Genomic DNA, 13,443 nt, shown 5'->3' on the forward strand with positions numbered 1-13,443 from the left:
CGACACTTCATGACGACTCGGCGAAAGGTGCTGGGGGAGCGGGGGTGGGGTGCCGGGCGGGACTGCGGGCCGGTGAGCCTGGCCGGCGCGGCGCAGCCTCACCCGTCGAGCAGGCGCAGCAGCGCGGCGTCGGGGCTTCCGTTCGGCTCCAGTACCGCCCCGGCGTCGAAGCGATCGAAGATCTCGGGGTCGACGTAGCTCGCCTTGGCGATGGCGGGGGTGTTGCCGAGCACGACGGATGCCGCCTCGAGCGCCGCGCGCCGGGCCCGCTGCCTGGCGCGAGCGCTGTCGGGCGTGCCGGGGGCGGATGCAGCGGCGAGCGCCTGCGCGGCCGCCACCGTGCCGCGTAGCGTGCGGAAATCTTTCGCCGTGGCATCCGTGCCGGTGCGCGACCGGATGTACCGGTTCACGTCCACGGCCGAGACCATGTGGCGCCCGGCCTCGTCGCGCCACGCGAACAGCCGAGCCGTGCGCGGAGCGTCGACGAGGGAGCCGACGCACGCCGCGAGCTCGGCGTCGACGACCTCCATGCGAGCGCGCTGGCCGCCCTTCGCCCGGTACGACAGGCCGACCGACGAGTCCGAAACCGTGGCGTGCCGCACCTGCAGGGTCGTCGCGCCGCGCGATCCGTTGGCCTCCAGGTACTCCTCCGACCCGACGCGCAGCGCGCCCAGGTCGAGCAGGCGGAACACGGCGGCGAGCACGCGCTCGCGCGGCAGCCCGTCGAGCCGCAGGTCGCGCGTCACGCCCCCGCGGGCGGCGGGGAGCGCGGCGGCGAGCTCGCGCATGCGCGCGAACTTCTCCCGATCCTTCGCGGCTCGCCAGTCGGGGTGGTACAGGTACTGCCGCCGGCCGGCGTCGTCGACGCCGACGGCGAGGATGTGCGCGTTCGGCCGGTCGGCGATCCAGACGTCGCTCCACGCGGGCGGCACGGCGAGGGCTCGCACGCGCTCACGCTCGTCGGCGTCCATGGCGGCGCGATCCGCGCGAACGATGCGCCCGGCGGGCGTGCGGTGGTACCCGCCCGAGTACGGCGTCACCCGCCGCAGCCGCACCATGCGCGGTCAGTGGTCGCGGAGCATCTCGATGAGCTCCTCGTTCTTCAGCTGCGGTGTGTCCGGCATCGGATGCCTCCTCCCCACGCGCGGCCGCACCCCACGTGCGCCGCGGCGACCACGCTACGCGCGACGCCCCACCCGACCGAGGGGCTTGACAGCCCCGCCGCACACCCCTGAGCACTCCCGAGTCGTCATGAAGTGTCGCTTTCACCCTGCGGATAGCGACAGTTCATGACGACTCGGCGAGGGGTCGGGATTCGCGCGGATTGCGTTCCGCATCGGCTCCCGCGGCGACACCGCGTGCCCCTACGATGAGCGCATGACGCAGCCGACCACGCGGGACGACCTCCTCGCCCAGTCCGAACTGCGCCTCTGGGAGCTGCTGCACCACATCGACACGATGAGCGCGTACCAGCGGCGCCACCCCCTCCCCGGCGAGGGCCGTGACCGCACGGTCACCGACGTGCTGGCGCACCTGCGCGCCTGGCACGCGCTGTTCGTGGGCTGGCTCGAGACGGATGCCTCGGGGCGCACGCCCGCCTTCCCCGCCGACGGGTACACCTGGGCCGAGCTCGACGAGCTGAACGTCGAGCTGCGCGAACGGTTCCGGCTCGACGACCTCGACGCCGCGATCGAGGCGCTGCACGCCAGCCACGCGGCCGCCGAGTCGGCGCTCGCGGGCCTCGACGACGAGGTGCTCGCCGACCCCGCGCGGTACCCGTGGCTGCAGGGGCATCCGCTCATCGGCACCGCCCACGAGTGCCTCGGCGGCCACTACGCCTGGGCGCGGGAGGAGCTGCGCTCGCGCTACGACGGCTCGGCCGGCACCCTCGTCGGCGACACCGATGCCGGACCGTTCGTGGGCCAGGAGGGCGAGCCCGCCGCCGACGCGCCCGACGGCCTGCCCGCCGACGCGGCCGAACCCGAGCCCGTCGAGCCCGGGGCATCCGTCACCGAGGCCTGAGTCCGCGCGAGCGCGCGCCTACACCTCCCCCGAACGGGGGTCAATCCCCTTACCGCGCCCGGCCGCCGCGCCTACCGTGACGAGCATGAACATTCTCCTCATCATCGTCGGGATCATCGCGATCGTCCTCCTGCTCACGGGCGGACTGGTCGAGTCGCTGCAGTTCCTGCTGTGGGTCGGCATCGTGCTCGCGGTGATCGCACTGATCGTCTGGCTCGTCAGGTCCCTGGGGGGACGCAACACCGTCTGACGACACCAGCACGGCGCCCGCAACGCGGGCGAGCGAGGGGCGGCCCACTGGGGAAGGCCGCCCTTCGTCGTGTCCGCACGACGTTCGGACTACTCCCCGAAGGGCTCGTCCTCGGCGGGCTCGGGCACGAGCTGCAGGCCGTTGGTGCTGTTCGCGGTGACCATGAGCTGCTCGAGCCAGACGCGGTTCAGCACGGGCCGCCGCGAGCCGTCGAAGACGAACTGCAGCGGGATCGACTCGTGGATCCAGATCGTCGAACGACCGCCGCCGTTCTCGGTGCCGTGGTCCCACGACATGGTGAAGCTCTCGGAGCGACGGAGCTTGTTGGTGATGGCCACCTTGAGGTGCGCCAGGGTGCGGTCGTCGATCGTGATCTCGCGAGTCGTCGCACCGTAGATGAGCTTGCCCATGGAGGAATGCTAATCCCCCGGGGGTACCGGAATACCACCGCTTCGCGCACGAGGGCCAGCACTGAAGACGGATGCCTCGCGCGCGAGGATGCTCGGCCTCGTGGCGCAACGGAGCGCCGGAAACGGAGCAGGAGCATGTTGACCCGGACGATGCGGAACCTGGGGGTCGGAATCGGCCTCGGAGCCGCGATGGTACTGGGGTCGGGGGCGGCTGCATTCGCCTTCGACTGCATCAACGACAGCAGGTCGGAACAGGGCAACGCCAAGGCGGGCGCCAACTCGAAGGTGTGGTTCACGGCGAGCGTCGAGGACTTCCTCGCGTTCGAGCTCGGACTCCCGTCGGACGTCGTGGACTGCACGATGGAGGAGTGGCTCTCGCAGGGCTACCCGGCCACCGTCACCATCATGGCCGGCGGCGCACGCGGGCAGGACGGCGTGATCGCCGGCAAGAACCCGAACCAGAAGGTCGTCACCGACGGCCGCGGCATCGAGCACCTCGAGGCCGCGTACATCCCGGTGATCGAGCCGATCATCGTGGGCTGCTCGCTCTGAGCAGCGCCGCAACCCGAACGGTGCGCCGCGCGGCCATGTCGTGCGGCGCACCTCCATGCCCGGGCGGTGCACAGTCGCGAGACGAGCGACGCGCACACGCATAGACTGGCCGCCATGTCGAGACGGCTGGCCGATGTCGCCCGCAAGGTCGGGGTCAGCGAGGCGACGGTCAGTCGCGTGCTGAACGACAAGCCGGGGGTGTCGGATGCCACGAGGCAGGCCGTGCTCACCGCCCTCGACGTGCTCGGCTACGAGCGCCCCACGAAGCTGCGCGGCGAACGGGCCCGCCTGGTGGGCCTCGTCATGCCGGAGCTGCAGAACCCGATCTTCCCGGCGCTCGCCGAGGTGCTGAGCGGCGGCCTCGCGCAGAACGGCTACACGCCCGTGCTCTGCACGCAGACCGCGGGCGGCATCAGCGAGGCCGACTACGTCGAGCTGCTGCTGCACCAGCAGGTCTCGGGCGTGATCTTCGCGGGCGGTGCCTATGCGCAGGACGAGGCGAACCGCGACCACTACGAGCGGCTGCGCGAGCTGCGACTGCCGACGGTGCTGGTGAACGCCCCGGTCGACGGCATGGGCTTCGCGACCGTCTCGTGCGACGACGCCGAGTCGATGGAGCAGGCGTTCGGCCACCTGGTGCAGCTCGGGCACGAGCGCATCGGCATCCTGCTCGGGCCGCTCGACCACATTCCGAGCCGGCGCAAGCTCCAGGCGGCCGAGCGCATGGCGCGTCGGCACGGCATCGAGCTCGGCCCCGATCGGGTGGCGCACGCGCTCTACTCGCTCGAGTCGGGCCAGACGGCGGCGACGAAGCTGCTGCAGGCGGGCGTCACGGGAATCGTCTGCGCGAGCGACCCGATGGCGCTCGGCGCGGTGCGCGCGGTGCGTCGTGCGGGCCTGCGCGTGCCCGAGGACGTCTCGGTGATCGGCTACGACGACTCGGCGCTGATGAACTGCACCGAGCCGCCGCTCACGACGGTGCGCCAGCCGATCGAGTCGATGGGGCGCATGATCATCGAGCTGCTGATGCGCCAGATGTCGACCGATCGCGAGATCGCCGACGAGCTCTTCTTCGCGCCCGAGCTCGTGGTGCGCCGGTCGACGGCGCCGCCCGCGTCGCACGTCCCGGCCTGACGGATCCCGCCCGTCACGGGCATCGAAGCGCAAGAAATTTACGTAAATCAACGCAAGTTGCTTACGCGCAGTTTCAAAGTTGCGCAACCTTGTTGCTATCCGTACGTTCGGTGCCACGACGCCGGCGTCACTCGGAATCCGAGGCCCGGCACCGCCCGCCCGGACCGAGGAGCACAGCAGCGTGACGATGCCCGCAGTCGAGACCGCACCCGACGCGCCGCAGCCCCACGGCGACGACCTCTGGTGGCGCAGCGCCGTCATCTACCAGGTCTACGTGCGCAGCTTCGCCGACGCGAACGGCGACGGCACGGGCGACCTCGCCGGGGTGCGCGAGCGGCTGCCGTACCTCGCGGCCCTCGGCGTCGACGCGATCTGGTTCACGCCGTGGTACCCGTCGCCGCTCGCCGACGGCGGCTACGACGTGGCCGACTACCGCGACATCCACCCGGCCTTCGGCTCCCTGCGCGACGCCGAGCTGCTCATCGCCGACGCGCTCCGCCTCGGCATCCGCACCATCGTCGACATCGTGCCGAACCACGTCTCGAGCGAGCACCCGTGGTTCCGCGAAGCGCTCGCCGCGGGCCCCGGCGCTCCCGAGCGCGAGCGCTTCTGGTTCCACCCCGGCAAGGGCGAGGGCGGCGCCGAGATGCCCACCGGCTGGGTCTCGAACTTCCAGGGCGAGACCTGGACCCGCACGACGAACCCCGACGGCACGCCGGGGGAGTGGTACCTGCACCTGTTCACCCCCGAGCAGCCCGACCTCAACTGGAACCACCCCGACGTGCGCCGCGAGCACGAGGACATCCTGCGCTTCTGGTTCGACCGCGGCGTCGCGGGCGTGCGCATCGACTCGGCGGGCCTGCTCATCAAGGACCCGACCCTGCCCGAGGTGCCCGAGCGCCCCGCGCCCGGCCAGCACCCCACGGAGGACCGCGACGAGGTGCACGAGGTGTACCGCACCTGGCGCCGCATCGCCGACTCGTACGACGGCGCCCGCGTGCTCGTCGGCGAGGTCTGGGTGCCCGACGCCAAGCGGTTCGCCGACTACCTGCGCCCCGACGAGATGCACACCGCCTTCAACTTCGACTTCATGTCGCGGGCGTGGGATGCCACGGAGCTCCGCACCTCCATCGACCTGATGCTCGACGCGCACGCGCCCGTCGGCGCCCCGAGCACGTGGGTGCTCTCGAACCACGACGTCACCCGCCCGGTCACCCGCTACGGTCGCGAGGACTCGACCTTCGCCTTCGCGAAGAAGCGCTTCGGTACGCCCACCGACCTCGAGCTCGGCACCCGCCGCGCCCGCGCCGCAGCGCTCCTGACCGCAGCCCTCCCCGGGAGCCTGTACATCTACCAGGGCGACGAGCTCGGCCTGCCCGAGGTCGAGCTGCCCCGCGAGCTGCTGCAGGACCCGATGCACTTCCGCTCCGACGGGGTCGACCCGGGGCGCGACGGATGCCGCGTGCCGATGCCCTGGTCGGGCGACGCGTCGCCCTTCGGGTTCGCGCCCGACGGGGCATCCGCCGACCCCTGGCTGCCGCAGCCCGCCGACTGGGCCGCCCGCACGGTCGAGGCGCAGGAGGCCGACCCGGGCTCGATGCTGCACCTGTACCGGGAGGCGCTGCGCATTCGCCGCGCGGAGCCGTCCCTCGGCGACGGTCGCCTGCGCTGGCTCGACGCCGCCCCCGGCGTGCTCGCGTTCGCCCGCCGCGACGTCGTGAACGTCACCAACCTCTCCGACGCGCCGGTCGACCTGCCGGCGCACGACGAGCTCCTCCTGGCCAGCGCCCCGCTCGTGGGCGACCGGCTCCCACCAGACTCCACGGCCTGGCTGCGCGTGCGGCCCGAGTCGTCGAGGTCGCGGCCCGATGCGCCGTGACGCACCCCATCCGCACCACCTGACGAGAACACAGCACCGAAAGGACCGACAATGAAGTCACCAGCCAAGGCCGCGATCGCGGGCTTCGCCGCGCTCGCCGTCGCCGGCGCGCTCGCCGGCTGCAGCGCCGACAGCGCGTCATCCGACGACGGACGCGTCGAACTGCGCGTCGCCACCTTCCCGCCCGGCGCCGACGCCGCCGCCTACGAGGCCTTCGAGTCGCAGGAGGCGCAGTTCGAGGAGGAGCACCCCGACATCGACGTCATCGGCGTCGAGTACGAGTGGGAGGGCCCGACCTTCGCGGCCCAGCTCGCGGGCGGCAGCCTCCCCGACGTCTTCACGGTGCCGTTCACCGACTCGAAGACCCTGCTCGAGAACGGGCAGCTCACCGACGTGACCGCCGAGGTCGAGGAGCTCGGGTACACCGACAAGTTCAACCCGATCATCCTCGCCGAGGTGCAGGATGCCGACGGCAACATCTTCGGCTTCCCGCGGCAGGCCTACGCCATGGGCCTGCACTACAACCGCGCGCTCTTCGAGGCCGCCGGGCTCGACCCCGACAGCCCGCCGACCACGTGGGACGAGGTGCGCGAGGCGGCGAAGGCCATCTCGGATGCCACGGGCAAGGCCGGGTTCATGGAGATGTCGACCAACAACACCGGCGGCTGGCAGCTCACCGCGGCGACCGTCGCGCGCGGCGGCTCGACGCAGGAGGACAACGGCGACGGCACGTACACGTCGACCATCGCGAACGAGGCGACCGCGGCGCAGCTGCAGTTCCTGCACGACCTGCGCTGGGAGGACGACTCGCTGGGCGACAACTACCTGCTCGACTGGGGCAGCATCAACCAGGAGTTCGCCGCCGGCAACATCGGCATGTACTCGTCGGGTTCCGACGTCTACACCGCGCTCGTGCGCGACTTCGGCCTCTCGCCCGACGACTACGGCCTGACCGTGCTGCCGACCGAGAACGGCGGCGGCACGCTCGGCGGCGGTGACATCGCGGTCGTGAGCCCCACGGTCGACGAGGCCACCAAGGCCGCGGCGGTCGAGTGGATCGACTGGTACTACATGCAGAAGCTCCTCGACGAGGACGCGGCCGTGCTCGACGCGAAGACCCTCGCAGACTCGGGCCAGGCCGTGGGCACCCCGGTGCTCCCGGTGCTCGACCGCGCCACCTACGAGGAGTCGCTGGTCTGGATCGAGCCCTACGTGAACGTGCCGCTCGACCAGATGGCGCCGTTCACCGAGGCCATCTTCGAGCAGACCCCGGTGGGTGAGCCGAAGGGCAGCACGCAGGAGATCTACGCACTGCTCGACCCGCTGGTGCAGGCCGTGCTGACCGACGAGAACGCCGACATCGACGCACTGCTCGAGCAGGCCGACGCCGACGCCCAGGCGATCCTCGACCAGGGCTGAGCCACGAGGGCGGATGCCGCTGCGGAACCCTTCCCGTTGCGGCATCCGCCCGCACCACCCGGCGCGCGGGCACCCTGGCCCGCGCGCCGCACCGGGAGCGGAAGGAGCACGGGGATGACGATGACCGAACAGGCGCCGCCCGACGAGGCGGCGCCCCCGGCCGGGCGCCCACCGGTGCGCGACGCGCGTGCGCCGCGGCGCGGCATCCGCTCGTGGATCCGCGGCGGCGGGCTGTCGACGCTGGTCTTCCTGCTGCCGATGCTGTTCGTGTTCGGCGTCTTCAGCTGGTCGCCGATCGTGCAGTCGGTGGTCATGAGCCTGCAGGTGACGAACCTGCTCGACCCGCCGGAGTGGGTCGGGCTCGACAATTACATCGCCGTGCTGAACGACCCGCTGCTCGGCAAGGCGGTGCTCAACACCCTGTACTTCGCGGCGCTCGCGCTGCTGTTCGGGTTCCCGCTGCCGCTGTTCATGGCCGTGCTCATGAGCGAGGTGCGGCGCGGCAAGGGCTTCTACTCGGCGCTCGCGTACCTGCCAGTGGTCGTGCCGCCGGTCGTCGCCGTGCTGCTCTGGAAGTTCTTCTACGCGGGCGGCGAGAACGGCGTCTTCAACACCGTGCTCGGCTGGGTGGGCATCCCGCCCCAGCCCTGGCTGCAGGATGCCGCGACGGCGATGCCGTCCCTCGTCATCGAGGCCACGTGGGCCGCCGCCGGCGGCTCGATCATCATCTACCTCGCGGCGCTGCTCAGCGTGCCGCCCGAGCTGTACGACGCCGCCGAGGTCGACGGTGCGGGCATCTGGAAGAAGGTGTGGCACGTCACCCTTCCGCAGCTGCGGGGCATCCTCTTCATCATGCTCATCCTGCAGGTCATCGCGACCGCGCAGGTGTTCCTCGAGCCGTACCTGTTCACGGGCGGCGGGCCGAACAACGCGACCATCACGGTGCTGCTGCTCATCTACAAGTACGCCTTCCAGAACAGCCTGGGCGGCGACTACGGCGAGGCGACCGCCCTGTCGGTCATGCTCGCGGTGGTGCTCGCGCTCTTCTCCTGGCTGTACTTCAAGCTGACCGACCGGTGGAGCACCTCGTGACGACGACCCAGACCCCCGCCCTGAAGCGCGTCGCCGCGATGCGCGATCGGTTCGCCGACCGCCGCGCCGCCCGCCGCGAGGGCGCCGACGACGACCGCGGCATCGTCTCGGCGTTCGACCTGCGCCGCCGCGGCGTGCGCGCGGGCATGCGGGGCGTGCACGTGTTCCTCTTCGCCGGCCTCGTGATCGCGGGCCTCGGGCCGATCCTCTGGCTCGCGAAGTCGGCCGTCACGCCCACGCAGGACACGCTGACCCAGCCCATGGCGCTCTGGCCGAACGGCATCGACTGGGCGAACCTGTCGACGGCGTGGAACGACATCCACATCGACCAGTACTTCTTCAACACCGTGGCGATCGCGCTCGGCGCCTGGTTCTTCCAGCTCTTCGTCGCGACGACGGCCGGCTACGCGCTCTCCGTGCTGCGGCCGAAGTACGCGCCCATCCTGAACGGCCTCGTGCTGGCGACGCTGTTCATCCCGGCGGTCGTGCTGCTCGTGCCGCTGTACCTCACGATCGTGAACCCGCCGCTCATCGGCCGCGACTTCTCGCTGCTGAACAACTACCTCGCGGTGTGGCTGCCGATGGCCGCGAACGCGTTCAACATCCTCATCGTGAAGCGGTTCTTCGACAACCTGCCGCGCGAGGTGTTCGAGGCCGCCCGCACCGACGGGGCGGGGCCCTTCCGCATGTTCTGGTCGATCGTGCTGCCCATGTCGAAGCCGATCCTCGGCGTCGTCTCGGTGTTCGCGGTGATCGCCGCGTGGAAGGACTTCCTCTGGCCGCTGCTCGTGCTGCCGAACCCGGCGGTGCAGCCGCTGTCGGTGCGCCTGCCGGCCGTGCAGTCGCAGACCGAGCTCGATGTGTTCCTCGCCGCGCTCGCGATCTCGACCATCATCCCGATCGCCATGTTCCTGGTCTTCCAGGGGGTGTTCCTGCGCAGCGCGGGCCTCGGCGGGGCGGTGAAGGGGTGACGGGCGGATGACACGCGCGGGCGCTCGCGCCCGATTGGCGCCGCGCGCCGGTGTCGGATAGACTCTCCGGGTTGCCCGCGGTGATCTGAACGCGGGAAACGCAGCCGGCGCCCGTAGCTCAATGGATAGAGCATCTGACTACGGATCAGAAGGTTGGGGGTTCGAGTCCCTCCGGGCGCGCACTGTGTTGAGACAGTAGCGAAGGGCCCGCGCATCGCGCGGGTCCTTCGTGGTTTCCCGAGAATTCCTGCGTCCTCCGCATTCATATGACGTCGGGTCGGGTTAGGCTTCCTGCACGCACCGCTGTCGCCTCCCGCGACGCGGTGCGTGCGTCGATCGCACCGGTCCAGGCAGGGGGCTTGGGTGGAACAGCGGCAGGTCATCGAGGTGGGGGAGGCGCCCCCGCCCCCATCGCCGACCCCGTCCGCGCGCCGGGCGGGGTGGCTGAGGAGCCCGTCGCCCGCGGTCACGGCGGCCATGCGCCGGGTGCTCGCCGCGCTCACGGCCCTCATGGTCGGAATCGCCGTCGATCACCTCGTCGCGGGCGAGGCGCCCATGCAGACCGTACTCGGGCTCGCCTGCGCCGCCGTCGCGGCGGCCTGCGCGTTCGTCGCACTGCTGGTCGCATCGGCCTCCGACGAGGGGCTCGAGCTGCTGCGGAAGGCGGGGCTCGCGCCGCCGACCCGGGGCGGGCGCGCGGCCATCGTGGCATCCGTCTGGTTCATCGTCGTGGGGCTCTGCGTGCACTTCGCTGGCGAGGCCTTCGCGCCGTTGCCGGGCGGTGCCTGGATCGCCGCGGCGGTATTCGGTTCCGGGCTCGCGGCGCTGACCTACCACGTGCACCATCGCGCGCTCGACCACGACGGCTACCGCACCTTCAACCTCGTGGCCATGGTGCTCGCGGCCGGCAGCCTCGCCGCGATGAGCACGACGAGCCACACCGACTGGTGGGCGCTGAACTTCTCGACGCTCGGCACGGGCGACGACCTCGCGGCGTTCTGCTTCAACGCCTGCATCGTGGTGGCGGGCACCGCGATGGCCGGCCTCGCCCGGGTGCTCACGCACTCGCTGGAGGACCCGCGCTACCGCGCCCGTCGCGGCGGCGTGGTCTTCGTGCGCACCTGCATCGTGCTGCTCGGCGCGTCGCTCGCGGGCGTCGGGCTCGTGCCGATCGACACCGCCACCGACCTGCACAACGCCTTCGCGCTCGGGGCTGCGGTGTGCTTCGCCGTGCCCGCGCTCGCCCTGAAGATCGCGGTTCCCGGAATCTCGAACCGACTCGTCGCCGTCTCGCTGGTGCTGGTCGGGGTCGAGGCCACCGCGATGGTGCTCTACGACGGGCTCGGCCTGTTCAACCTCACGGTCTTCGAGCTGGTCGCGTTCGCGCTCGTGTTCGTGTGGCTGATCGCGGTCGCGGTGCTCACGATGGTCACGGTCGACGCGACCCACGCCGAGCGTGCCGGCGCACGTGCGGAGCGTCGCGTGGCCCGGCCACTGCGCCCGCGCCAGCTACGCACGCTGCGCATGGCTCGGCTGCGGGGTCGGCAGGATCAGGTGCACCGGCGAGCGCGGGCGCTCAGCCGTGCGGCGGGCCGTGTGCCGCGGCCCAGGGTGGTTCGCCCACGGCGGACGCCACGACTTAGCACTCTCGGGTGGTGAGTGCTAATCTGGGAACAAGTTGAGTCGAGCTGACTCAACTTGTTCGGAGTCACCCGACCCCGAACCGTCATCACGACGCAGAGGAGACTGGAGATGGCAACCACCTACGACGCATTCCGCGACCTCGACCGTGTCGCGTCCGCGCTCTTCGACACTCGACGCGGCCCGCGGCGCATGCCGATGGACCTCTACCGCGACGGCGACCACTACGTGCTCACCGCCGACCTCCCGGGCATCGACCCGGGCTCGGTCGACATCGACGTCGACGGCCAGCTGCTGACCATCCGCGCCGAGCGCACCCTGCCGTCCGGAGAGGGCGTGAAGTGGATCACCCGCGAGCGCGAGGCGGCGAGCTTCCTGCGCCAGCTGAACCTCGGCCAGGGCGTCGACACCGAGCGCATCTCGGCCCGCTACGACAACGGCGTGCTGAGCGTGCAGATCCCGGTGAGCGAGAAGGCGAAGCCGCGCAAGGTCGCGGTCGAGACGACGGATGCTTCCGCCAGGGAGGTCACGCCGGTAGAGTCGTGACCCTGATGGGCGACGACGTGGGCACGGGCGAGCAGCTCACCTACGCGCGCAACGACGACGAGAGCCGTTTCGAGATCTTCCTCGGAACGGCTCTCGCCGGCTTCTCCGAGTTCAAGGAGCGCGGCGACCGCATCACGTTCCTGCACACCGAGGTCTTCGACCGGTACGAGGGGCAGGGCATCGGCAGCCAGCTCGCCCGGTTCGTGCTCGACGACGCCGTCGCCCGCGGGCTGCTGATCGTGCCGCGCTGCCCGTTCATCGCCGCGTACCTCCGCCGCCACGAGGAGTACGAGGACCACGTGCGCTGGCCCCCGCGCGCGCCCTGAGCCGCCCGGTCGCGAACGAGTCCGCGCCGCCCCCGTACGGGGACTGTCCGTGGCATCCGCCCGGTCGTAATCTGGCCCCACCGACCCCGGACGGGCGAGGTGCGACCCAGAGCAGCGACGGCGGCGGGCGAGCGATGCCCGCAGACACAGCCGCTCCCGGACGAAAGGGGATCGGGCCCGGTGCCCCGGGCTCGCCGCCGGCTCCGGAGTCGCGGCGGCAGTACCCGTGCCCCTGCGACACGTTGTCATCCGATGGGTCCGCGTTCACCGTCCCGGCTCCCGAAGTTCGGGTCGGGCGCCGGAACCGAGTCCGGGGGAGTCGAGGAGGGGTGAGGGGGTAGGGCCCTCGCCCCTTACTCGACGCGCGCTCAGTCGGTGGCGGCGACGCCGCTGCGCAGCTTGTCGCAGAGCGCGGTGAGCTGCGCGAGTTCGTCTGCGTCGAGCCCGTCGCCCATGTGGCCGGAGATGCTCTCCATGTGCTCGAGCGCCACGCGCCGGAACACCTCGAACCCGCTCTCCGTCAGGGTGACGATCGTGCCCCGCCCGTCGGCCGGGTCGTCGCTCTTCGCGAGGTACCCGCGCGCGGTGAGGCGGTCGACGAGCCGGCTCACGCTCGGCTGGGTGATGAGCACGTGCGTGTTGAGGTCCTTCAGGCGCAGCTGGTGGCCGGGATGCCGCGAGAGGTTGAACATCACGTCGTACTCGTTGAGCGAGATGATCTCCGAGGGGAACTCCGCCTGCAGCCGGCGCATCACCGTGACCTGGGCGCGGAACAGCGACTCCCACGCGGCGACCGCGGTCGTGCGCTTCGACACGGTTCCTCCCCTCGTTGCTCCCACAATAGGCAACGCCGGGCTGGTCGCGCTCTCACCCGTCCGGGTGGCACGAAACGAGGGTGTCGCGGACCCGGTACTGGAGACGGGTGAGGGCCGGTCGTAGAGGCTGACGACCGGCCCTCTCCCTTGCACCAAGAGTGTCCTGCAATCACATTCCGCGCCGCCTGCCACAGCAAACAGGTGGCGCACAACGAATATATAACGGAACGGTAACGGGCGCTAGTTATCAATCTGAGATTTTTCGACGAATCCGGATTCGTGCCCGTCGAGGGGTCCCCGGGCGCCTGGCCGCGATCCGGAAACGATGTGATCGTCCATTAACTTTTTCTTGCGCTCGGGCCGCGGCGCACGGCATGCTTGCCGCA

14 protein-coding genes and 1 tRNA gene are annotated in these 13,443 nt (G+C 71.1%); 12 read left to right on the forward strand and 3 right to left on the reverse strand.

The annotated features are described in order from the left end of the window. Window positions 1-98 precede the first annotated feature (98 nt). Window positions 99-1,058, reverse strand: coding sequence for a DNA topoisomerase IB (locus tag QUE38_RS09515; protein ID WP_286307708.1), 960 nt, complete (start codon window positions 1,056-1,058; stop codon window positions 99-101). 319 nt (window positions 1,059-1,377) lie between these two features. Between QUE38_RS09515 and QUE38_RS09520 the strand changes: the two genes are divergently transcribed. Next, a complete protein-coding gene (locus QUE38_RS09520) occupies window positions 1,378-2,022 on the forward strand; it encodes a ClbS/DfsB family four-helix bundle protein (protein WP_286307711.1) in 645 nt (214 codons plus the stop codon). 85 nt (window positions 2,023-2,107) lie between these two features. Further along, complete coding sequence (locus QUE38_RS09525; RefSeq protein WP_281882987.1) at window positions 2,108-2,272, forward strand: hypothetical protein; 165 nt, start codon at window positions 2,108-2,110, stop codon at window positions 2,270-2,272. Window positions 2,273-2,361: 89 nt separating this feature from the next. Here the strand turns inward: QUE38_RS09525 and QUE38_RS09530 are convergent, their stop codons facing one another. Further along, window positions 2,362-2,682 (reverse strand): DUF7882 family protein, encoded by a 321-nt coding sequence (locus QUE38_RS09530; protein ID WP_286307718.1) that lies wholly within the window; start codon window positions 2,680-2,682, stop codon window positions 2,362-2,364. Window positions 2,683-2,817: 135 nt separating this feature from the next. On the opposite strand from QUE38_RS09530, the gene QUE38_RS09535 reads away from it, so the two are divergent. The 10 genes from QUE38_RS09535 to QUE38_RS09580 all read left to right on the forward strand — a co-directional run bounded on the left by QUE38_RS09535 (window position 2,818) and on the right by QUE38_RS09580 (window position 12,242). Then, window positions 2,818-3,234, forward strand: coding sequence for a hypothetical protein (locus QUE38_RS09535; protein WP_286307720.1), 417 nt, complete (start codon window positions 2,818-2,820; stop codon window positions 3,232-3,234). 114 nt (window positions 3,235-3,348) lie between these two features. Beyond that, window positions 3,349-4,368, forward strand: a complete 1,020-nt coding sequence (locus QUE38_RS09540; RefSeq protein WP_286307722.1) for a LacI family DNA-binding transcriptional regulator — start codon at window positions 3,349-3,351, stop codon at window positions 4,366-4,368. Between the two features lie 187 nt (window positions 4,369-4,555). Continuing rightward, the gene (locus tag QUE38_RS09545; RefSeq protein ID WP_286311754.1) at window positions 4,556-6,247 is read left to right on the forward strand and encodes a glycoside hydrolase family 13 protein; all 1,692 of its coding nucleotides are present in this window, start codon (window positions 4,556-4,558) and stop codon (window positions 6,245-6,247) included. Window positions 6,248-6,298: 51 nt separating this feature from the next. Continuing rightward, on the forward strand, window positions 6,299-7,666 hold the full coding sequence (locus QUE38_RS09550; protein WP_286307724.1) for an ABC transporter substrate-binding protein: 1,368 nt from the start codon (window positions 6,299-6,301) through the stop codon (window positions 7,664-7,666). Window positions 7,667-7,780: 114 nt separating this feature from the next. After that, a complete protein-coding gene (locus tag QUE38_RS09555; protein ID WP_286307726.1) occupies window positions 7,781-8,758 on the forward strand; it encodes a carbohydrate ABC transporter permease in 978 nt (325 codons plus the stop codon). A gap of 38 nt (window positions 8,759-8,796) precedes the next feature. Further along, window positions 8,797-9,729, forward strand: coding sequence for a carbohydrate ABC transporter permease (locus QUE38_RS09560; protein WP_286311756.1), 933 nt, complete (start codon window positions 8,797-8,799; stop codon window positions 9,727-9,729). 107 nt (window positions 9,730-9,836) lie between these two features. Beyond that, window positions 9,837-9,909, forward strand: a tRNA-Arg gene (locus QUE38_RS09565). Window positions 9,910-10,092: 183 nt separating this feature from the next. Continuing rightward, on the forward strand, window positions 10,093-11,388 hold the full coding sequence (locus QUE38_RS09570; RefSeq protein ID WP_286307728.1) for a hypothetical protein: 1,296 nt from the start codon (window positions 10,093-10,095) through the stop codon (window positions 11,386-11,388). Between the two features lie 93 nt (window positions 11,389-11,481). Beyond that, window positions 11,482-11,916 carry an Hsp20/alpha crystallin family protein gene (locus tag QUE38_RS09575; protein ID WP_286307731.1) on the forward strand — a complete coding sequence of 145 codons (435 nt, stop codon included), beginning with the start codon at window positions 11,482-11,484 and terminating at the stop codon, window positions 11,914-11,916. Between the two features lie 5 nt (window positions 11,917-11,921). Next, window positions 11,922-12,242 carry a GNAT family N-acetyltransferase gene (locus QUE38_RS09580; protein WP_286307733.1) on the forward strand — a complete coding sequence of 107 codons (321 nt, stop codon included), beginning with the start codon at window positions 11,922-11,924 and terminating at the stop codon, window positions 12,240-12,242. Between the two features lie 368 nt (window positions 12,243-12,610). Here the strand turns inward: QUE38_RS09580 and QUE38_RS09585 are convergent, their stop codons facing one another. Next, entirely contained in the window at window positions 12,611-13,057 is a 447-nt protein-coding gene (locus QUE38_RS09585; RefSeq protein WP_286307735.1) for a MarR family winged helix-turn-helix transcriptional regulator, read from the reverse strand. Window positions 13,058-13,443: the final 386 nt, after the last annotated feature.

Source organism: Agromyces mangrovi (assembly GCF_030296695.1).
GTDB classification, from domain to species: Bacteria; Actinomycetota; Actinomycetes; order Actinomycetales; family Microbacteriaceae; genus Agromyces; species Agromyces mangrovi.